Origin of the sequence: Actinobaculum suis, from assembly GCF_900618115.1 — a bacterium.
GTDB classification, from domain to species: Bacteria; Actinomycetota; Actinomycetes; order Actinomycetales; family Actinomycetaceae; genus Actinobaculum; species Actinobaculum suis.
The window spans coordinates 162,929-183,436 of the sequence record NZ_UYIO01000001.1 but is presented as its reverse complement, the minus strand read 5'-3'; the positions used below and the strand labels follow the sequence as shown (position 1 = coordinate 183,436).

Sequence of the window (20,508 nt, the reverse complement as noted above, 5' to 3'; positions counted from 1 at the left end):
GGCCGCGCCGCGCCCCTGATGGTGTGCCATCGCGCTAGCTACTACTTAGCGATGGAGGCTTGGACTTCGGAGACCATGGACTGCCAGGTAGAAACCGGATCAGCACCGTCAATAATCTTGGCTTCCGCCACGCCCCACGGCGTCCACACCGAGTTCATTGCCGGAATGTTCGGCATGAACTGGGCGCCTTCCGCGGCCTTCGCGAAACCAGCGGTGGCCGGATCTTCCGCAGCCTTCTTCGCCGCCGAGGTGAGTGCCGGCAAGCGGTCGCCCGCCTTATAAATAGCGAGCTGGGCTTCTTCGGTGGCCATGTATTCGGTGAGGAACTGGTTTGCCACGATCTGGTTCTTCGAAGCCGAAGAAACGTAGAAGCCCTGCACGCCCACGAACGGTACGGCCTTCTCGCCGCCGGCCGAAGGTACCGGGTCTACCGAAATATCAATTCCGGCATCCTTGAAGTCCTTGACCATCCACGGGCCACCCAGGATGTAGGGAGCTTGCCCCGTCTTGAAAGCATCCACGGCGACGTCGTACGTCATGGCCGTTTCAAACACGCCGGCCTTGCCCTGTTCGCCGAGCCACTTCGCAAAAGCTTCGCCCTTGGCATCACCCAGGGTCAGATCGGAGGTGAGTTCGCCCTTGTCCCCGGTGGCAAACACCGAAGAGCCGAAGGAAGCCTGCAGGGCGTAATAGGTGTAAGGATCGCCCTTATCGGTGGTCTGCACAACGAAGGGGTACTTGGTGCCGGCCGCCTTGCCCTTGGCGATCATGTCTTCAAACTTTTCCGGCGTGGAATCGGCTAGTGCCTTGTTGCGGATAATCGCTACGTTTTCGATGGCGTAGGGCACGCCGTAGGTTTGGCCGTTGTAGGTGAAAGCCTTGACGGCGGTGGCATCGAACTGGTCTTGCTTATCGCCCAGTTCGATCGGGGAAACCAAACCATTGGCCGCAAATTCACCCAGCCAATCATTGGCACCTACCGTAATATCCGGGCCTTCCCCGTTGGAAACTTGGGTGGAGAAATCGGCACGAATATCGCCAAATTCGCGGACCACAACATCTACGTGGTTACCGGTTTGTGCCTCAAACTTAGCCGCGGCATCTTTGAGAGCCGCTTCGCGGTTCGAATCCGACCACACTGTAAGGGTGACGCCGGTAGATGCAGCGGACTGGCTGGCCGCTGGTGCTTCGCTAGTTTTCGCCGTGGAATTAGTGCTAGAACCGCCTCCGCAAGCACTCAGCATGAGTGCCACTGCGCTGGCAGCCGCCACGAAAATGCTCTTGCGCATGGTTTTCCTCCTCGAATCGCGCACGCATCGCACCGCCTCTTTACGGTACTTGCTAAGAGTGAGACTAGATCCCTCCCCAAAATTTTACAAGCGATTTTCAGCTTTTTTCAGCGGCGTTTCACGATTGTTATGGAAGCGTTACATTTTGCCTGTGAAGTAGGCGCGGGCCAGCTAGTTTTCAGTAACACTTCCCGGTTCTTTCGGCGGAATTTTCGCCGTGACCTTGCTTTTTCGGCGTCGAGAATTATGGACACCACTTGCAAAGCCGCCTCTTTTTCATAAACTTTACAGAAGACGGTACCAGTGTGGCTATCGCGCCGCGCGGCACTGCCAGTGTTGCGCACACGCAGTTCCGGCAACACGAAATCCCGCAGGTTCGGAAAATTCGCCGGCACGGAGAATCCCGCCAGCACGGAAAATCCGCAGTCACGGCAAATCCGCGGGTACGGAAAATCCGCAACGCGATTTTCGGCACCCCAGAAACACGTACCGCAGGCGCATCCGGAGTTAAGTATCCGGAGTCAAAAGGTAAAGACGAACTAGATGAGAAAAAAGATCAGATTGGTGGACATTGCCGCGCAGGCCAATGTTTCCATCGCTACAGTTTCCCGCGTCCTCAACGATTCCGGCCCGGTTTCGCCGGAAACTGAGGCGCGCGTACTTACCGCGATCGACCTGCTCGGCTACGAACGGCCCGAAAGTTTGACCCGCACCACACGCGGGCTCATTGGCCTGCTAGTTCCGGAACTTACCAACCCGGTTTTCCCCGCCCTCGCCCAAGAAATTGAGGCGGCCATGATTGGGGAAGGTTTCGTGCCGGTGCTGTGTACACAATATGCGGGCGGGACCACGGAAGATGAGTACGTGGCGATTTTGCGGCGGCAAAAAGTTTCCGGGATCATTTTCGTTTCCGGTTTGCATGCGGATACGGAAGCCGATCCTGGCCGCTATGAGCGTTTGCGCGGAGATACTCCGTTCGTCACGATCAATGGCGCCAACCCGCACATTAATGCGCCCGATGTTTCTACGAACGACGCCGATGCAATGTTCCAAGCCGTCGAATATCTTTCCGGCTTGGGCCACACCAAGATCGGGCTGGTAATGGGCCCGGCACGCTTCATTCCCTCCCGGCGCAAAGAACAGGGTTACCGGAAGGCAATGGCAAAGTTTGCCCCGCAAGCCACTCCCCGCGTAATCAATACCTTCTTTACTTTCGAAGGCGGGATTTCGGCGGCAAATTCTTTGCTGGAACGCGGCTATACGGCCATGCTGTGCGGTTCGGATTTGATGGCTTTGGGCGCGGCCCACGCGGCCCGCACGGCCGGCCTTTCCGTACCGGAAGATCTTTCCGTGGTCGGCTTCGACGATTCGCGGCTCATGGCCGTCACCAATCCCCCGCTCACCACGCTGCGCCAACCCGTGCGTTCCATCGCCCGCTACGCCGTAAACACCCTGGTAGCCGAAATCAGCGGCAAAGAAGTAGACCCCAACCCCATGCAATTCAACGCCGAACTGATCGTGCGCGGCTCCACCGCGCCTTGCACCAGCATTTAGGAGCATGGCCGGGCGCGGACGGGCGCGGCCGTGCATGGACGGGCCCTAGCCTGCCGTGATAGCGCAGTTCCGCACCTTGATCTGAAATTGGTAATCTGAGGGAGGCAAAGTTGAACTGGCGGCGTGGTCAGGGCCGGCATTCGCTTCCGCACTCTGAGAAGAATCCTCATCTCAGAATCAGAAAGCTTCTCATTCACAAAGGAGTAAAATGCAAGAGCTTCATTCCGCGCGCCCGCGTACACAATGGTGGCAAGACGCCGTTGTTTACCAGGTGTATCCGCGTTCCTTCGCCTCCTCCCGCGGCGCCATGGGCGACCTACCGGGAATTACTAGCAAACTTGCTTATATCGCTAGCCTCGGCGTCGACGCTATTTGGCTTTCGCCTTTTTACAAGTCCCCGCAACGCGACGCCGGTTATGACGTCTCCGATTACCGCCAGGTAGACCCGCTTTTTGGCACGCTGGAAGACGCCCAAAACCTGATCGATACCGCCCATTCGCACGGCCTCAAAGTAATTGTGGATATCGTTCCGAACCACACCTCGTGGGAACACGAACTTTTCCGCAAGGCGATTGCTGCCGGGCCGGGTTCGCCCGAACGGGAAATGTTCTGGTTCCGCGAAGGCCGCGGCGCGGACGGTACCGAGCCTCCCACGGATTGGATTTCCGTATTCGGCGGGCCGGCGTGGAGCCAGGTCAAAGACATTCCGTGGGTGAAAGGCACCCCGGCAGAAAACGATGAACAGTTCTACCTGCACCTGTTCGATCCCGGCCAGCCCGACGTCAACTGGGAACACCCTGCTATTCACGCCGAGTTCCGCGACACTTTGCGGTTCTGGCTCGATCGCGGCGTCGATGGTTTCCGGGTAGACGTAGCCCACGGGCTTGTAAAAGACCCGGCCCTCCCCGATTGGGAAACCCGGGTGCGGATGGTCGAAGGGGAAGAAAGTAGTTTCGACGCCGGTGGCGACGCCGGCAATCCGCCCATGTTCGATCAAGATGGCGTGCACGATATTTACCGCGAATGGCGGTCTGTACTCGATGAATACGGGCGGGACCGGATGCTCGTGGCGGAAGCTTGGGTGGGCGATGAAGAGCGCCTTTCCCGGTATATTCGCCATGATGAAATGCAGCAGGCCTTCAATTTCATTTATTTGGCTGCTCGTTGGGACCCGGCAGAACTGCGCCGCGTAGTGGAAGAATCCTTCCGCACCGCAGATTCGGTAGGCGCACCTACCACGTGGGTACTTTCCAATCACGACACCGTGCGGGCCACTACCCGGCTCGGGCTTGCCGAAACCGGCAAGGGCCCCAACGGGATTGCGGCCACCGATCCGCAACCGGATGTGGAACTTGGCGCCCGCCGCGCCCGCGCCTGGCATTTGCTCACCGCCATGCTTCCCGGCTCGTACTACATCTACCAGGGGGAAGAACGCGAACTTCCCGAACATACGGCCCTGCCGGCCGAAGTGCGCGAAGACCCGGCATTCTTCCGCACCGGTGGAGAAGAAGCCGGCCGCGATGGCTGCCGCGTACCTCTGCCCTGGAACTCTGACCAGCCCGGCTTCGGTTTCTCCGCCAGTGGGGAAACCTGGCTTCCACAGCCCGCCGAATGGGAGCGCTACACGGTAGACGCCCAGGAAGTTGCCGGCCTTACTGCCGTGCCCAGCGCCGCTACCGGCCTGCCATTCTTCCGCCGCCTGCTTGCCTTGCGGAAGGAATGGGAACTGGGAAGCGGCAGCCTGGCAGACTGCTCGGAGCAGTACGCGCCGGCCGGCATTGCCTTCTGCAACCGCGCCGGGCAGGCCGCGGCCGCCCGGCCAGACCTGCTTGCCATCACCGCTTTCGATACACCCATCCCCTTCCCCGGGGAAGAGTGGACCTTGGTGCTCAGCTCGCAACCGCTCGCCGAAGCTGCCAGTGCGCAAATCCCTGCCGATACCACGGCGTGGTTCATCCGCGCTCGTGACTAGTAGATATAGCTAATGCGCAGCTGCTAGCCATATCGCTAGCTCTAGGAATTAGGTAGCGGCCGGCCGGAATCCACCTGGGCGCCAGGAAGGGTTCTGGCCGGCGTGCTTCGGCGTCGGCCCCCGTTAGCCTCCCATCGGCCTTCCATCGGCCTTCCATCAGCCTTCCATCAGCCTCCTAAAGAAACGCCACCCTGCCTCCCAAAGGAACAAAACTCGGAACGGCAGCTGTACACCCGGCGGTGGAAGATATGCTGAGGAGGGAAGTTTCGAGCCGCGCGGAAAACGGCTCGGGCGCAGTTCGGGGCGGATGCGATTTAGCTCCGGACGTCGAGTTTCAGCGCGGGAAAGCCTAGAATTTTTAACTAGCGCCATATTGGGCTAGTGAGGGGAAAGTAAGTGAGTAACACAGAAAGTACCGGAGCGCACAACGTTTCCGGGGAAGAATCCAGCGCGGGAATTCGCTACACCACAACCAGCAGCGCCCAAGCGCGCGAGGAAGTTGCGGGCGAACAACGCCGCACCATCGGAGAACTTGTAGCGGCGATGACGGCGCAGCTTTCCTCCCTGGTGCGCGACGAAATGACCTACACGAAGAAAGCGTTGACGCACAAGGTCAAGAACTTGGGTATTGCGGGGGTGCTGCTCGCCGGCGCCGGAGTGTTGGCACTGTACCTGCTGCTTTTCGTACTCCTCGGGCTGTCCGCGCTTTTCGCGGCACTGTGCGGCAATAATTGGTGGGCCGGATTCTTCATTACGGCAGGTATTCTGCTCGTTATAGTCGCGATTTTGGCGGCAATAGGCTTCGTCAAGTTCAAGAAATCAGGCAAGTATAAGGCGAATCCCGTGGGCGGAGTTGCCAAGGACGTGGATGCTATCAAGAAGGGAATTTCCAAGTGAGCACGCAGGACAATCGTTCCCCGGAAGAGATCGAACAGGATTTGGCACGCACCCGCGTCGAGCTCGAAAACACCGTGAATGAACTGGTGAACCGGCTAGACCCGCGGGAAAACTTGCGCCAAGCCAAAGGCGCCGCCCAAGCTTCCATTTCCCAGTTCGCCAACGACGCGCGGGGCAAGGCAAGCGGGCTGGCAGTTTCCACCATTTCGAAGGCGGCAGATTTGAGCCAGGCTGCCAAGCAGAAGGCGGCCGATTTGAGCAACGCCGCCAAGGAAAAAACCACCGCTTGGCGGCAGGCCGCCCAGGAAAAAACTTCGGAACTGCGCGGCAAGGTCGAAGAACTGGCTGGTGATCTGGGTTTGGACGGCGATAGGGAAACCAAGGCCTACGCTTTTGATTGGGAAACCGGCGAGTTCACCACGGAAAATGCCGCCACTCCGAACCCACTACAAGCGGAAGCGGAGCGCCTGGTCAACGACGTAAAGCGCGGGGAGCCGACGGCGCTGGCCGTGGTTGCAGGCCTGGGCGTAGCTGCTTTGGGCGCACTAACTTTGCTGCGGCGCCGATAAGGCTTTGCTGCGGCGCCGCTAAGGCTTTGCTCCGGCGCCGCTAAGGCTTTGCTGCGGCGAGACCGGTAGCGGTAACGATGCGTGCGGCTGGTAGCTCGCGGATGCGGGAGAGGCATGTTTACGTCCCATCCGCGGTTTGACCGGGGCCGGCGATAGGCTGGCCTGTCGGTTTCGCATTAGCAATGCTACGAGTGTAAAGTAGATATTTGCGTTCACCTTTGGCTCACATAGATATACGTCATGATTTATGGTCCGATCCGATAGTGGACGCTAGGATAAGGTCACGAAAGAGTAAACGCGGGGCGATTCTCGCCCCCAGTGAGATGAAGGGGGTCGAGCCAATGGGGCGCGGCCGTCAGAAGGCTAAGCAGCGTAAGGTAGCCCGAAATCTCAAGTACTACACGCCAGACACCGATTACGCGGCGCTCGAGCGTGAGTTACGTCAGCAGAGCGGGGCTTCGAATACCGAGCAGACCCAGGAGGATAGCGATCCGTACGCGGCGTATTACGACGACTACGCGGAATATGATCCTTGGGCGGATAAATACGAGGACGCCGAAGACGACTCGAAGGATCAGAAGAGCCGGTAATCCCGCACCTGATCTGGAGCGCTAAGCTCCCGGCGTTATTTTGGGGACCCTACCGGGTCCCCTTTCTCGTACCCGTGGGCGGCACGCGGTGCGCAGCTCGGTAGTCTCCGCGCGCGGCACGCGCCTGGGTAACGCCCGGGCGGCACTCAGCCGGCTAGCATCCCAGGAGTAGACCAGTCCGGCGCTTGCAGGTTTTCGGCGCCTGGTACCCGCGCGGCACGCGCCTGAGCAGCGCCGGGACGGCACTCAGCCGGCTAGAGCCGGAAAAGTGGCAGGTACGGGGAAAGATCTGCGCGAATGCCAGAAGCGTCGATTTTGCCGGCAGCTTTGGCTTCCTCCCAGTTTTGGGTGCCAATCGCGAGCGCAATAAAAGTGTCGGCATCTATTTCCACCACATTTGGTGGGGTGCCGCGGCGGTGCGCCGGGCCCGCAATAGCTTGCACGGCTCCCGCGTAGGGCACGCGAATTTCTACCGATTTACCGGGATGCAGAGCCGCGATTTCTTCCAGTGCAAAACGCACTGCCGTGCGGCGAGCAGAAGCTGTTAATTCCTCGCCCGCGGCCGCCTGCCGCAAAATAGCCGTGCCGGTAGCCGCATCAATTTTCCGTGGTTTATGCGCGCGTTGAGAAGCCATGCCACATATTCTAGGCGGCTAGCGTGTTTATATGCCGGCGGGGCCGGGAAGCGGTGAGCTTCCCGGCCCCGCGAGCCATGGTTAGGGCAGGTTTTAGATAACGCCCTGGACGATCATCGCGTCTGCCACGGCTTCGAAGCCGGCAGCGTTGGCACCTACCACGTAGTTGCCCGGATGCCCGTAGCGATCCGCGACTGCCAAAGCCGAAGCGTGAATATCATCCATGATCGCATGGAGCCGAGCATCTACGGCGTCGAACTCCCACGATTGCCGCGCCGAGTTCTGTTGCATTTCCAGTGCGGAAGTAGCAACCCCGCCCGCGTTTGCGGCCTTGCCCGGCGCGAACTGTACGCCCGCATCCTGGAACATGTGGGTAGCGGCCAGCGTGGTGGGCATATTTGCACCTTCCACCACCGCCTGCACGCCATTCTTGATCAGCGTGGTTGCGGCTTCTTCCGCGAGTTCGTTCTGGGTGGCACAGGGCATGGCAATATCTACCGGCACATCCCAGGGGCGTGCCCCTTCCCGATATTCTGCTCCGCGCTGCGCCGCATAGTCAGCCACCCGGCCGCGCTTGTTTTCCTTGATGTCTTGGAGCAGTTCAAAATCGATCCCGCTCGGTTCATAAACCGTGCCATTCGAATCCGAAGCGGTAACCACGGTGGCACCCAACTGCTGCGCCTTCTGGATCGCATACAGGGCCACATTTCCGGAACCAGAAACGGCTATCCGCTTACCTTCCAGAGATTCGCCGCGGTCTTCCAGCATGGATTGCGCGAAATAGACCGCCCCGTACCCGGTTGCTTCCGTGCGGGCCAGAGAACCGCCATAGCTGATTCCCTTCCCGGTGAGCACGCCGGCCTCGAACCGGTTAGTAAGACGCCGATACTGGCCAAACAGGTAACCGATTTCGCGGCCGCCAACCCCAATATCACCGGCCGGCACATCCGTATCCGCCCCAATATGGCGGTACAGTTCCGTCATGAAGGACTGGCAGAAACGCATCACTTCGTTATCGGATTTGCCCTTCGGATCGAAATTCGATCCGCCCTTGCCACCACCAATGTGCTGGCGCGTGAGCGCATTCTTGAAAATCTGCTCGAACCCAAGGAACTTCAAAATAGAAAGGTTCACGGAAGGGTGGAAACGCAAGCCACCCTTGTACGGGCCCAGCGCGGAGTTGAATTCCACGCGGTAGCCACGATTCACTTGGATCTTCCCGGCGTCGTCCACCCAGGGAACGCGGAACATAATCGTGCGTTCCGGCTCCACAATTCGCCGCAAAATTTCATATTCGCGGTACTCGGGGCGCGCGGCGAGAACCGGCTCAATACTTTCAATAAATTCCTCGACTGCCTGGTGGAACTCCGGTTCTCCCGGATTGTCCTTGACAATCGATTCGTAGACCTGACGGACGCTATCTTTCATCAGCATTTCCCTTCCGTTGGTTTCCACGGCCGCGTCCTTCTAACGCGTTCCGACTGCGTGATACTACCGCGGCGTAGCCGCCCGACCCCCGGCAAATCTCGAAACTCGGACGCCTGCCCGCGCTCAGCAAAAGCACGAATTATTCCTCCACTCCCTTTCCGGCCGGTAAGTTCTAGGTTTACTTAACCCCTGGTTTTCCTAGCTTTATCCAGCATGTATTTTCCCGGGGTTTCCACCACGGCTCACAGATTATGTACAGACGCGGATTTTGCCGCGCTTTTGAAGCTAGTGAAAGCCTACCTGACCTTTTCCATTGCGTAAGAATTCACGGGCACGCGCACCGGTTCCCACCCACGCTCGCCGGTTCCCAACCACGCTACCTGTTCGCGCCGCCGTCTACCCGTCTCGCTTTGAGCCCAGCGCACTGCTTTGAGCCCAGCGCACCGCTTTTACCGGGACCAAAGCGCGCTGCTTTTACCGGGACCAAGGGGTGCCGGTAAGCATTTGATATACCCGCGCATAGCGCGCGAAGGTATCGGCCACCACATCCGCCGGGATTGGTGGCGGTTGGGTACCCGAACGCACGTTCCAGCCAGACTGCGGGCTAGCCAGCCACTTCCCCACCACTTCTTTATCGTAGGATCGCAACACTTCGCCGTTCTGGCGGAGCCGCTCATAATCTTCCCGCAACCAGTAGTGGGCTGAATCGGGAGTGAAAGCTTCATCGGCAAACACAAGTTTGTCGCTCCCAGCATCCGCATTGCGCCCAAATTCGAATTTGGCGTCTGCCAGGATTAGCCCGCGCGAAGCCGCAATATCATGGCCGCGCTCATACAAGGCCAGCGCTATTCTTTCGATCTGCTCCGCACACTTGCTCCCCACACGTTCCTGGAAACTATCCCAAGGAATCGGCGTGTCCCGCTCCCCGAGCGGCCCTTTCAGATGAACCCCAATAATGGGCGTTGCAAAAGGGTCTCCGGAACGTAAGCCGGGCGGGACCGGGTTCAGATCGATCGTGCCATAGCGGGTGTATTCGCCCAATACGCGGTCAGAAACATAGCCGCGCACTTGAATTTCGTACGGTTCCATTTGCAAGCCGCGCACTAGCATCCCGCGGTCTTCAATTCCCGGGGAGTTATCTGCCGCGATCACATGGTTGGGAACAATATCGGCAGTTTTTTCGAACCACCACAGCGAAAGCTGCGTGAGGATTTTGCCTTTACCGGGAATTTTCGTGGGAATCACGCGGTCGAAGGCGGCTATCCGGTCCGTTGCCACAATCAAATAAACATCGGAACCGGCATACGGGCCTGAGGAAGCAGGCCGATAAATATCGCGGATTTTTCCGGAAAAAAGTTTCGTCCACCCAGGCAAAATCGCGCCCAGTGACCCTGTGGTATTCACGCCGAAACTTGGAACAGCGGCCATTATTTCCACCTCCCGAACGTATCTACCTAGCTCGCATTCCGCGGGCAAGGATCCTCCGGCGCGACGTATCAGCATTCCGAGCCGGAATGCTTTATACATTCCCTTCGCGGGGTATTTTTAGCACTCCAGCGAATCGGAGGATATTGCTCGTTTCGTTTCCGAGCTGTGTCACTATCTAAAGCTACCACGGTTCACATGGTGGATTAATGGGTACGCCCGGCCGCAATTCGGCCGCACAAATTCACGCCCAATGATTCCCCGCAAAGCAGCTTAACGATTACTGGCAAAAAGAAGTGGCCGGCGTGGAATACTTTTCCCCGCCAGCCACTTGCACAGCCGTTCCTATTTCAGCTGCCGCCGCAGCCGCGTAGACCTACCTTTAGCCCCGTGGCCTGCCTTCCGGCCCAGCTGCGGCAACATAGACCTACCTTCAGCCCCGCGGCCTGCTTTCGGCCCAGCTTCAGCCCGCGTAGGCCTACTTCTTTTCGCGGCGCCACAGCATGACGCTCGCACCCATGCATAGCAATACGATTGCTCCCGCGATAAAGGTGAGCGTTTGCGGCCCGGTCTGGATCAGTTTCTTCGCTGGCGTCTGCGCGGCCGGCTTTTCCGCGCCCGGTTTTTCGCCAGCCGCCTTTTCCGCGGCTGGCTTTTCGGCCGCAGGCTTTTCGGTGCCCGGCTTTTCGGCGCCCGGTGCTTCCGTGCCCTTATCCTCCGCGCCCGGGGTTTCCGTATCCGTGGTGCTCGGCGTCGTTACCGGAGGAGTTGCCGTTTCCCCGTTATCTTCGGCCGGCGGAATTTGCCCGCGGGACGTAACTTCCTCGCCGTTACCCGGCACGGGCGGAGCTGCCGTCTTCTCCCAGTTGAACGGCGCCTGCACCGCCCGGGTTGCCGGCTGCGATTCCATCAAAATAATCGTCTGCCCGTGATCTTCCGGCCGGGCATCCTTCGGGATAATCACAAGTTTGCCGGCGACGTCGTACCCCGAAACCTTCGCGGTAAAGGTACCGCTTCCGCTCGTGGAACCTTCCGGTTTGATATACAGCTGGGCCCCATTTTCTACCTGGCGCAGATCATAAGGCGTGCCGTCACGGTTGACGATCGAACCCTCCCCCGCATATTCGAGGGCAACGGTTTGGTCGGTGGTTACAGATAGCGGGCCGATCAGATTTGCTTCGGCCGCGCTAGCATCTCCCGCCTCGATCTGGAACTGCGGGGCGCGTACGCGCTGTTCGGAAAGTCCCGTATTTGCCGTACCGGTGAGGTACTGCAAGAGTGCCATGGGCCGCACCCCTGCTTGTGCATCCGGACCCTGCTTATTCCCCGACTGCGAGAAACCGCGGGCCGAGTAGCCATCCGTGTACGTCCAAATCGCGGCCTGAGTTGCGGCAACCGCCTCAGCTTCCGTCAAGCCGGGTTGACCAATACGTTCTGCGAGCTGGTCCAGCGGAACCGTCGGATAAGAATTGGCTACAATCCACGCTACTTTTTCCCGTACTTGCGGATCGTCCTTGAAGTTATTGGTACCCGGGAATTCTTCCCAGGTGCCAACCCTAGCTTCCCCAAAACGGGTAGTCACCGTGCTTTCCAAGCAGTAGGCACGGTAAGTCTTGCCCCCAATTTCTACACTGAACAAAACCGTGGTCTTCCGGCCCGATTTACCTTCCTCGTCCAGGTAGTAGAAATTCATATACTGTTTCTCAGAACCGATGATGCGCGCGGTTTGCGCGGTGGCCGCCTGGCTGTTACCGGCGGTCTCGCCCGAATTTTGCCCACCCGTTTGCAGGCCATCGGCCCGTGCCTGTACCGGCAGGCACATTAGTAGCAAGGCCGCGGCAGCAAACAGCGCCAGCACGGCCCGGAGGATCCGCACCCGACGCGTGGATTCCTCATAGGTATTCATCTAATCCCTTCCTATTCGGTGCACGAGCTTCTTCGTGCACTTCTCTCCGCTCACCCGCGGAGCCCACACAAGAAGGTACTAACACCACCTGGGACCGTCAAACGGTAAATGAACATTATCCACAACTGTAAGTATTTTTTTTGCGTTAGTTATGGCTGTGGAACAAAGTGTGCGACAATCTGTCGCACTGTACACCTCCCACATCAAAATACGCGAGGTTGCCGGTGGTAGCACCTGCGTGTGCCACCACAAGCAACCCCGCGTATCCGCAGGAAATCGCGGCAAACTCTAGGAAAGCAAATCGTGGAGCACGATTGTTTGCTCGCGATCCGGGCCCACACCAATCAGCGAGAACCGGCACTCACTCATTTCCTCCAACCAGCGCACATAGTGTTGCGCGGTGGCGGGCAGGTTAGCAAAATCACGCACGCCGGAAATGTCTTCCTCCCAGCCCGGATGGTATTCATAAATCGGCTTAGCCTCTTCGAAATCCCAGGTATCCACCGGGAATTCTTCCACCCGCTGACCATTAATTTCGTAAGCCACGCACACCGGAATACGTTCCAAACCGGTCAAAACGTCCAGCTTGGTGAGCACCATATCCGTCAGCCCGTTCACCCGCGTGGCATAGCGGGCAATGGGAGCATCGAACCAGCCGGTACGCCGCGGCCGCCCGGTAGTTACACCAAACTCGCCCCCGCGTTCACGCAACCAGTCACCCCATTCGCCGTGCTGCTCGGTGGGGAACGGCCCCTGGCCAACCCGCGTGGCATAAGCCTTTGCGATTCCTACCACGCGATCAATCCGGGTAGGCCCGACCCCCGACCCCGTGCAAGCGCCGCCGGCCGTTGCGTTCGAGGAAGTAACGAAAGGATAGTTTCCGTGGTCAATATCGAGCAGGGTGGATTGCCCGCCCTCAAAAATCACCGTCTTACCCGCATCCAGCGCCTCATTGAGCAACTTCGAAGCGTCCACGACCATCGGCCGCAGCATCTCCGCATACCCCAAAAGTTCTTGCACCACCGCTTCGCTATCAATCAGCTTTTCCCCGGGGATGCAGGAAAGCACCATATTCTTTTGCGAAACAGCTGCCTGCACGCGTTCGCGCAAACGGTTTTCGTGGAATAGATCCTGCACCCGAATACCCACCCGGTTGGCCTTATCTGCGTACGTGGGCCCAATCCCGCGTTTCGTGGTGCCCAAGCGCCGCTCGCCGAGCGCGGTTTCATTAATCCCATCGAAACGTTTCGTGTAGGAGGTAATAACGTGTGCGTTCGCGGAAACTCGCAAGTTAGAGGTGTCTACCCCGCGCTCTTCCAGCGCCCCCATTTCGGCGGCTAGTGCCTGCGGATCGACGACGACGCCGTTGCCAATCACAGACACGCAGTGCGGGTTAAGAATCCCGGAGGGAAGCAGGTGCAGGGCGAAACTCTCCCCATCGACGGTAACCGTATGCCCGGCATTATTACCGCCGTTGAATTTCACTACGTAATCGGCTTGCTGACCCAACTGGTCAGTAGCCTTACCCTTGCCTTCATCGCCCCATTGAACGCCCAAAATGACCACTGCGGGCATGATGATTCTCCTTTGGTGTTTCCCTCAACCTCGCCGTAAAGGGTACACCCCATATCAGGCGTTCCACTTTACCGTCAAAGCATACCGAAAGACCGGATTTTCTTCCCACAATCTCGCCATCCGGCACGCCTCTTATCACATAGCGGACTCGCCGCTATGTGCGGCGTCGTCGCCCCTATTTTTCGTGAACCTGCTCGCATGGAAGGCTCGTAGGTCTCAGTACCGGCCGCCCGCCGGCAGAAAACCGCTAAGCTGGCTCGCGGAGCATAATGTTCCCCCATTTTAAGAGGAGAAACATGTCAGCTAAACTTACGCAACCTCTAGGCGCGTTCACCCAATCGGTTTCGGGTGTTTCAGCAGCCGGATCGGCCCCGCACGATTTTTGGTATGGCCTTTCCGAACTCGTGGTCTCGAAACTTGCCGATAACTGGGAAAAAACCCGCGAACGGTATCGGCAAGGGCCGCGCGCTTCGTATTTTTCCGCAGAATTCTTGATGGGCCGGGCCCTACTGAATAACCTGGTGAATCTCGGGTTGGTGGAAGAAGCTTCCGCAGCGCTCGCCGAATACGGGCTCAATCTCACCGATGTGCTCGATGAAGAACCGGATGCGGCACTGGGCAATGGCGGTTTGGGCCGCCTGGCCGCCTGCTTCCTCGATTCCACGGCTACCTTGAACCTGCCGGTTACCGGGTACGGGATCCTCTACCGCTACGGCCTGTTCAAGCAGACCTTCGAGAACGGTTTCCAGGAAGAAGAACCGGACGCTTGGATGGAAACCGGTTACCCCTTCGTGATCCGCCGTGAGGCCGAAGCACGGCTGGTGAGCTTTGCGGATTTGACGGTTAACGCCGTGCCTTATGACATGCCGATTACCGGCTACGGCACCGATAACGTGAATACTTTGCGCCTGTGGAAGGCCGAACCGCTCGAAGAGTTCGATTACGACGCCTTCAATTCGCAGCGTTTCACGGATGCGATTGTGGAACGCGAACGGGTGAACGATCTGTGCCGGGTGCTCTACCCGAACGATTCCACCTACGAAGGCAAGGTGCTGCGCGTACGCCAGCAATACTTCTTCGTTTCTGCCTCCCTGCAGGAATTGATCGAGCGTTATATCGAAACCCACGGGGAAGACCTGCGCGGCTTCGGGGATTACAACACTATTCAGCTCAATGACACCCACCCGGTGTTGGCAATTCCGGAACTCATGCGCCTACTGCTCGATGATCACGGCATGAGCTGGGAAGAGGCGTGGGCCGTGGTACAAAAGACCTTCGCCTACACCAACCACACGGTTTTGGCGGAAGCTCTGGAACAGTGGGAAGTATCTATCTTCCAGCAGGTGTTCCCGCGAATCTTTGAGATTTGCGAAGAAATTGACCGTCGCTTCCGCGCCGAACTGGCAGAAGCAGGCTATGACCAGGGCAAGATCGAATATATGGCGCCGATCCATGGCGGGCGCGTACACATGGCGTGGATCGCCTGCTACGCTTCCTTCTCCATTAACGGCGTGGCGCAGATCCACTCGGATATTTTGGTGCGCGATACCCTGCACGATTGGCACGATATTTGGCCCGAAAAGTTCAATAACAAGACGAACGGGGTTACCCCGCGGCGCTGGCTCAATAACTGCAACCCGCAGCTAGCCGCATTGCTCACCGAGGTGCTCGGGAACGATTCGTGGGTAAGCGATCTGGATAAGCTGGCCACGATCGAAGAGCGCGGCAATGAGGAAATCTACCGCCGCCTGCTGGAGATCAAGCGTGCCAACAAGGAAGTGTTTGCCCGCTGGTTGTACAACCGGGATGGCATCGAAGTGCCGGTAGACGCCATGTACGATTCCATGATTAAGCGTTTGCATGAATACAAGCGCCAGCTGCTCAATGCGCTGTACATCCTGGATCTGTACTACCGCCTCAAGGACGATCCGAGCTTGCAGGTAACGCCGCGCGTCTTCATTTTCGGAGCGAAGGCAGCACCTGGTTACAAGCGCGCCAAGGCGATTATCAAGTTCATCAATGAGGTTGCGCGGCTGGTGAACTCTGATCCGCAAATGCAGGGCCGCATGAAGGTAGTGTTCGTGCCGAATTACAATGTTTCCCCCGCGGAACACATTATTCCGGCCACGGATGTTTCCGAACAGATTTCCACGGCCGGCAAGGAAGCTTCCGGTACCGGGAACATGAAGTTCATGATGAACGGCGCCCTCACTTTGGGAACCATGGACGGGGCAACCGTAGAAATCGTAGACGCCGTAGGTGAAGAAAATGCCTACATTTTCGGGGCGCGGGAAGAAGAACTCCCAGAACTGAAGCGCACCTACGATCCACGGGAGAAGTACGAAACGGTTCCCGGTTTGAAGCGGGTGCTCGATTCCCTGGTGGATGGCACGCTCGACGACGGCGGAACTGGCATGTTCCACGATCTGCTGGCTTCTTTGCTCGATGGATCCAGCTGGGAAGAAGCCGACCAATACTATGTGCTCGGCGATTTTGCTTCCTACCGGGAAGTCCGCGACCGCATGGCCGCCGATTACCAAGACGAACTGGAATGGGCGCGCAAGTGCTGGATCAACATTTGCCGTTCGGGCCGTTTCTCTTCCGACCGTACAATCAGCGAATACGCTACGGACATCTGGAAGGTCTCTCCCGAAAAGATCTAACTAGCGTGGCGGCTAGGCGCTACTAGCGTCAACAAGGCGGGGCCGGTTTTCCGGCCCCGCCTTTCTTATACCTTCGTCTTTATTGGCGTGCTCAGCGTGTTTGGCGCGCTTAACGTACTTGGCGTACTTGGCTTACTTTGCGTACTGGGTGCACTGGGTGGGCCGGGAGCATGGTTCGTAACAGCAGGCGCGATCATTGTGGCAACCGGTGAGCTGCTGTTGCTCAAGACGTGGGAACCCGGACCATCACAAGCCACGATCAAAGAAAACGTCCGAAAAACGCGCGAGCTGACCGACGAGATTTTCCATAGCGGCAAATAACAAATAACAGGTAAATATAAAGGTGGCTTTGGTTGCGCATTCGCGCAGCCAAAGCCACCTTATTGTCCAGCGGTAACCGCCTCGCTACTACCAGGCTCAACAGCGTCAGAACCCTGTCTCACCAACGCGGTAGAGCCGTCCGCTTCACCGCGGCTAGGCGAACTTACCCACCCCGGATAGCCGAAACTTACCGCCTCGCCGGAGCCGCATTTAGGGGCTGACGGAAACAAGTTTGGCCTTGAATTCTTGCAGGTCCGCTTCCATAGCGGCCCGTGCTTCCGGCGTCGTATAATCCTGCTCTGCCTGCTCTTTTGCTCCGTAATCTGGGAGCACCGGCCCGGGCGCGGGCGAGGCCGCGGCGGTCTCGGTTTCATGGAGAATCTTTTCCAACCGTTCCACTGCTTCCCGGAAATAACCGGCAGCTTCAATGGGCTGGCCGGCTTCCGCGAACAGATCACCAATCAGGCCCACGCAGTGTGCGGCGGCTGCTTGCGCCCCAATTGCCTCATAAGTATCGGCAGCCCTCCCCATAGGAATCGCAGCCTCCATCGTTTTACCCGCTTGGGCCAAGGAAACTGCTTGGTGGTGGAAGGCTAGTGCGGCGATATCTGCTGCCCCTTCGGTACGCACCCCTAAGCGGCCCGCTTTTTCGAAACTGGCCGCTGCTTCTTCCAACTTGCCGAGCGCTACCAGCGCCCGCGCTTCCTCAAAAGCACATTTCACCGCGGAAACAGCCAGATCCGGCATGGCTACGTGAATATCTTCCAGATCCCGCAAATAGGTGAGAGCTTCTTCCGGACGGCCCGCATCAATCAAAGTGCTGGCCAGTGCTTGCTGGATTGTTTCCCACCCGAAATCGCCATCGAGGGCTTTCGCCACCCCTAAGCCTTCTGTCAGCGCTTCGGCAGCGCCTGCATGGTCGCCGGCCAGGGATTTTGCCATCCCAATATTGTAGAGAGCATTAGCTTCCCGGCCCATGCCCATACCCAGTTCACGCACAATCCGCAAAGCATCTTCCGCGGCCGTAGCCGCCGCCGCGAACTCGCCCAGATTTCCGTAAACTCCGCTCAAAGTCTCGCAGAGAGTAGCGGCCCGCTCCGTGAGAGCAGCCGTGCTGCTAGTGGCACTTTCTCCGCTGATCCCACTGGCCGCTACCGCTTTTTCGAGATAGCGGCGCGCTTCGGCCATATCTCCGGCGTCGCGCAACATGATACCGGCGAAAGTTACAGCCTCCGCATCCGCGATTTCGGCGAGGTCTGCACCGGCCGCGCTACTCACCGCCTGGTCATATTTGAGCCGCGCTTCTTGCCTATTGCCGCGCTCCAGCGCCGCAAAGCCAGCGCGTAGCAGCTCGCGGGCGGCGCCCAGGGTAGGATCTGCCGTCCACGTGTGCCGGTCAACGGTCCCTTCTTGCCAATCTTTCCGCAAAAGATCGCTCATGAAAGCTCCAAGGTGCGTAACTTGCCAAGCACTTCCACTTGCCGTTCTTGAGTATTGGGTGCGCTCCGGTAGGCGGCATAAGCCTGGTTGTAGGCAACGCGGGCACCATCGAAATCACCGGCTTCTTCGTCGATTTCCCCGATGTGCCAGAAACAGTTTCCCAGGCTAATCATCGCATCCGCATTTTCCGGATATTTCTGGAAGATCGCGATGGCCCGGCCAAAATAGTCCACGGCCTGCGCCATCCGATTTAGCCCCTTACAAGCAATCCCCGCCTGCCCTGCGGTCACGGCCCGTTCCAAATATAAGTCCGGATCCCCATCAAAAAGATCGAGGGCCGCCAGGTAGTGCGGCAGTGCAGTTTCTAACCTGCCGGCGGAAAACTCTTGCTGCCCGAGGTGAAACTCCCTCAAACCTTGTTTCTTTACTTCTTCGCTCACCTTCGCCACAAATCTGCCCTCCCCTCCGCCAGCTTGCCGCGGCAAGCACTTCCGAGGTGCTAAGGCGGTGCCGGTTGGCAAAATTCTAATGCACCTGCAGGTATGCACAAAGCATTACCCTTTCCGGGAAGTTACCCAGCCCGGAAAGAGTGTTCCGCCTCCGGCTACTGCAGGCTTAGTACCGGCTTGCGGCCGGCCACGGCGACTGGCACTGGTTTGCCTCCGGCCACGGCTGCTGGCTACCACTTACTACCACTTACTGCCGGCTCCACCCGGTCACGCCGTCAGCGGAGGTAAATTTCAGCCCGTCCCCGCGAACTGTCCAATACGGATAATTCATCACCAAGACCACTTGGCCGCCTTGCCCTATTTCCCCGGTAACCTCGCCCGTCTCTAAATATTTTCCTTCTAAAGGCCAATCTTTCGGATACGGCAAGGCCAACTCCTGCCAGGTTTGCCCGCCATCTTGCGTGATATACAAACCCGTTTCCGGACTGCCCGTGTTTCCGGCCTCGCCAGTGTTTCCGGCCTCGCCAGTGTTTCCGGCCTCGCCCGCGTTTCCGGCCTCGCCCGCGTTTCCGGCGCGGCCATATTTCGGGTCATACGAAGCGTAGCCAATCTCCGGGGTAGCAAAGAAAAGTTCGTAAAAACCGCCGTTCGGCATATCTGCCACGCGCGTGCGTTCCCCGTTCTCTTTATCTTCCCGGTACAGACCATAAGCTCCAATACCGCTCGCCGTATCCTCTTGTATGACGACGTACCGCAACTCTCCCACTTCGGCCCAGCCCACCGGTTCGGCATAAGCGTATTTCTCATTCGGATCTGACTTGCTTTCAGGCAGGTCATAATGAGCGTTTTCGGAAGGCAGCGCGGTGGGTGGGCCAGGCGTGAAAGGATCTAATCCCTGATTTTCTTCCGCATCTGCAGGGAGCGTATAGACGCCGTCTTTCTCCATAAAAAACGGCCCCACCGCACGCTGATAGTAGGTCTCAAGAAAACCGCATCGAAAATAGTAGTTACCACCGCTCGCAACCGGCGAGTCGCAACCGGAAACCAGGGTGAGAAAAGATCCGCCTAGCAACACCAATCCGAAACTGAGGGTGCCGAGTAGCGCGGCGCTTGCCTGCAAAACGGGGTGGTGTCCGTTTTCGCCAAGGCTCGAAACCACGAGCGTGATAAGCGCGGCAAGGCTGATAAGAAGACACACCAACATGCACAGGCTCAAAAATACCCGCACGTAGGGATTCCACTCCAGGCCGGTCTGCCCCAAAAACCAGGTGGAAAACACGGTGAAAAGGCCAAATAAAACCAGCACAATCACCGCAACCGTGGCAACCACGGGAGAACGACGCCGTTGCGGTACCGGCTGTGGGACCCGCGACTGTGCAAGTGCTGGCTGCGAGACCTGCGGTTGTGCAAGCCCCGGCTGTGCAAGCCCCGGCTGCGGGGGTGCAGGCGGCGTGAGTCTGGGTTGCGTAGGTACCGGCGGCGTTTTCGCCGCGTTGGCTACCGTTTCCTCACTGGCTTTTGCCGGCGTCTTTGCCGGCGTCTTTGCCGGCGTCTCTGCAGGTTCCTCGGTCATGTGTAAATCGTACTCACCGCGCGGCTTTGACAGGCGGCTTTGACAGAATGGCCACGGCAAAATTCGCATGCCGCGGCAAAGGCTTTGGAAGGCTTTGGGTGGGGCGGAGCGCAACTGAAACGGCGCGAACCGGGGCAAACAGCACGGGTGTCACAAGCCACACCGGCAGCCCCAAGCGGCACGGGCATCACAAGCCACACCGGCCGCCACAAACAGCGCCGG

At 58.5% G+C, this 20,508-nt stretch carries 16 protein-coding genes; 7 read left to right on the top strand and 9 right to left on the bottom strand.

The annotated features are described in order from the left end of the window. Positions 1 to 41: 41 nt before the first annotated feature. Positions 42 to 1,289, bottom strand: coding sequence for a sugar ABC transporter substrate-binding protein (locus H8274_RS00770; protein WP_049619740.1), 1,248 nt, complete (start codon positions 1,287 to 1,289; stop codon positions 42 to 44). A gap of 543 nt (positions 1,290 to 1,832) precedes the next feature. Here H8274_RS00770 and H8274_RS00765 point away from each other — a divergent pair. The 5 genes from H8274_RS00765 to H8274_RS00745 all read left to right on the top strand — a co-directional run bounded on the left by H8274_RS00765 (position 1,833) and on the right by H8274_RS00745 (position 6,871). Beyond that, positions 1,833 to 2,843 carry a LacI family DNA-binding transcriptional regulator gene (locus tag H8274_RS00765; protein ID WP_185933570.1) on the top strand — a complete coding sequence of 337 codons (1,011 nt, stop codon included), beginning with the start codon at positions 1,833 to 1,835 and terminating at the stop codon, positions 2,841 to 2,843. 208 nt (positions 2,844 to 3,051) lie between these two features. Next, entirely contained in the window at positions 3,052 to 4,815 is a 1,764-nt protein-coding gene (locus H8274_RS00760) for a glycoside hydrolase family 13 protein (RefSeq protein WP_185933569.1), read from the top strand. Positions 4,816 to 5,211: 396 nt separating this feature from the next. Further along, positions 5,212 to 5,712 (top strand): phage holin family protein, encoded by a 501-nt coding sequence (locus H8274_RS00755; RefSeq protein ID WP_074661023.1) that lies wholly within the window; start codon positions 5,212 to 5,214, stop codon positions 5,710 to 5,712. Continuing rightward, entirely contained in the window at positions 5,709 to 6,281 is a 573-nt protein-coding gene (locus tag H8274_RS00750; RefSeq protein WP_185933568.1) for a DUF3618 domain-containing protein, read from the top strand. The genes H8274_RS00755 and H8274_RS00750 overlap by 4 nt, the downstream gene beginning before the upstream one ends. A gap of 341 nt (positions 6,282 to 6,622) precedes the next feature. After that, on the top strand, positions 6,623 to 6,871 hold the full coding sequence (locus tag H8274_RS00745; protein WP_049619769.1) for a DUF3073 domain-containing protein: 249 nt from the start codon (positions 6,623 to 6,625) through the stop codon (positions 6,869 to 6,871). A 254-nt stretch (positions 6,872 to 7,125) separates the two neighbouring features. On the opposite strand, the gene H8274_RS00740 is transcribed toward H8274_RS00745, so the two are convergent. The 5 genes from H8274_RS00740 to H8274_RS00720 form a co-directional block, all read right to left on the bottom strand. Beyond that, positions 7,126 to 7,506, bottom strand: coding sequence for a sterol carrier family protein (locus H8274_RS00740; RefSeq protein WP_185933567.1), 381 nt, complete (start codon positions 7,504 to 7,506; stop codon positions 7,126 to 7,128). 93 nt (positions 7,507 to 7,599) lie between these two features. Beyond that, the gene (gene gdhA, locus H8274_RS00735) at positions 7,600 to 8,934 is read right to left on the bottom strand and encodes an NADP-specific glutamate dehydrogenase (RefSeq protein ID WP_185933566.1); all 1,335 of its coding nucleotides are present in this window, start codon (positions 8,932 to 8,934) and stop codon (positions 7,600 to 7,602) included. A 474-nt stretch (positions 8,935 to 9,408) separates the two neighbouring features. After that, positions 9,409 to 10,362: a phosphoribosylaminoimidazolesuccinocarboxamide synthase gene (locus H8274_RS00730; RefSeq protein ID WP_049619731.1), complete on the bottom strand. Its 954-nt coding sequence runs from the start codon at positions 10,360 to 10,362 to the stop codon at positions 9,409 to 9,411. Between the two features lie 475 nt (positions 10,363 to 10,837). After that, entirely contained in the window at positions 10,838 to 12,265 is a 1,428-nt protein-coding gene (locus tag H8274_RS00725) for a thioester domain-containing protein (RefSeq protein ID WP_185933565.1), read from the bottom strand. 288 nt (positions 12,266 to 12,553) lie between these two features. Then, entirely contained in the window at positions 12,554 to 13,840 is a 1,287-nt protein-coding gene (locus H8274_RS00720; protein ID WP_065414743.1) for an adenylosuccinate synthase, read from the bottom strand. Between the two features lie 296 nt (positions 13,841 to 14,136). Here H8274_RS00720 and H8274_RS00715 point away from each other — a divergent pair, with 296 nt between their 5' ends. Further along, the gene (locus H8274_RS00715; RefSeq protein ID WP_185933564.1) at positions 14,137 to 16,503 is read left to right on the top strand and encodes a glycogen/starch/alpha-glucan phosphorylase; all 2,367 of its coding nucleotides are present in this window, start codon (positions 14,137 to 14,139) and stop codon (positions 16,501 to 16,503) included. A gap of 87 nt (positions 16,504 to 16,590) precedes the next feature. Further along, positions 16,591 to 16,824 (top strand): hypothetical protein, encoded by a 234-nt coding sequence (locus H8274_RS00710; protein WP_185933563.1) that lies wholly within the window; start codon positions 16,591 to 16,593, stop codon positions 16,822 to 16,824. 210 nt (positions 16,825 to 17,034) lie between these two features. Here the strand turns inward: H8274_RS00710 and H8274_RS00705 are convergent, their stop codons facing one another. From H8274_RS00705 to H8274_RS00695, 3 genes are all read right to left on the bottom strand, one after another. Continuing rightward, complete coding sequence (locus tag H8274_RS00705; protein ID WP_185933562.1) at positions 17,035 to 18,264, bottom strand: hypothetical protein; 1,230 nt, start codon at positions 18,262 to 18,264, stop codon at positions 17,035 to 17,037. Beyond that, entirely contained in the window at positions 18,261 to 18,713 is a 453-nt protein-coding gene (locus H8274_RS00700; protein WP_049619726.1) for a tetratricopeptide repeat protein, read from the bottom strand. The genes H8274_RS00705 and H8274_RS00700 overlap by 4 nt, the downstream gene beginning before the upstream one ends. Before the next feature lie 247 nt (positions 18,714 to 18,960). Continuing rightward, positions 18,961 to 20,286, bottom strand: a complete 1,326-nt coding sequence (locus H8274_RS00695) for a hypothetical protein (protein WP_185933561.1) — start codon at positions 20,284 to 20,286, stop codon at positions 18,961 to 18,963. Between the last annotated feature and the right edge of the window lie 222 nt (positions 20,287 to 20,508).

Bases quoted from the DNA above. Each gene is read 5' to 3' on its own strand.
- H8274_RS00715 (WP_185933564.1), top strand. From the start codon at position 14,137: ATGTCAGCTAAACTTACGCAACCTCTAGGCGCGTTCACCCAATCGGTT.
- H8274_RS00745 (WP_049619769.1), top strand. From the start codon at position 6,623: ATGGGGCGCGGCCGTCAGAAGGCTAAGCAGCGTAAGGTAGCCCGAAAT.
- gdhA (WP_185933566.1), bottom strand. From the start codon at position 8,934: ATGAAAGATAGCGTCCGTCAGGTCTACGAATCGATTGTCAAGGACAAT.
- H8274_RS00695 (WP_185933561.1), bottom strand. From the start codon at position 20,286: ATGACCGAGGAACCTGCAGAGACGCCGGCAAAGACGCCGGCAAAGACG.
- H8274_RS00705 (WP_185933562.1), bottom strand. From the start codon at position 18,264: ATGAGCGATCTTTTGCGGAAAGATTGGCAAGAAGGGACCGTTGACCGG.
- H8274_RS00770 (WP_049619740.1), bottom strand. From the start codon at position 1,289: ATGCGCAAGAGCATTTTCGTGGCGGCTGCCAGCGCAGTGGCACTCATG.
- H8274_RS00740 (WP_185933567.1), bottom strand. From the start codon at position 7,506: ATGGCTTCTCAACGCGCGCATAAACCACGGAAAATTGATGCGGCTACC.
- H8274_RS00730 (WP_049619731.1), bottom strand. From the start codon at position 10,362: ATGGCCGCTGTTCCAAGTTTCGGCGTGAATACCACAGGGTCACTGGGC.
- H8274_RS00720 (WP_065414743.1), bottom strand. From the start codon at position 13,840: ATGCCCGCAGTGGTCATTTTGGGCGTTCAATGGGGCGATGAAGGCAAG.
- H8274_RS00725 (WP_185933565.1), bottom strand. From the start codon at position 12,265: ATGAATACCTATGAGGAATCCACGCGTCGGGTGCGGATCCTCCGGGCC.
- H8274_RS00760 (WP_185933569.1), top strand. From the start codon at position 3,052: ATGCAAGAGCTTCATTCCGCGCGCCCGCGTACACAATGGTGGCAAGAC.
- H8274_RS00765 (WP_185933570.1), top strand. From the start codon at position 1,833: ATGAGAAAAAAGATCAGATTGGTGGACATTGCCGCGCAGGCCAATGTT.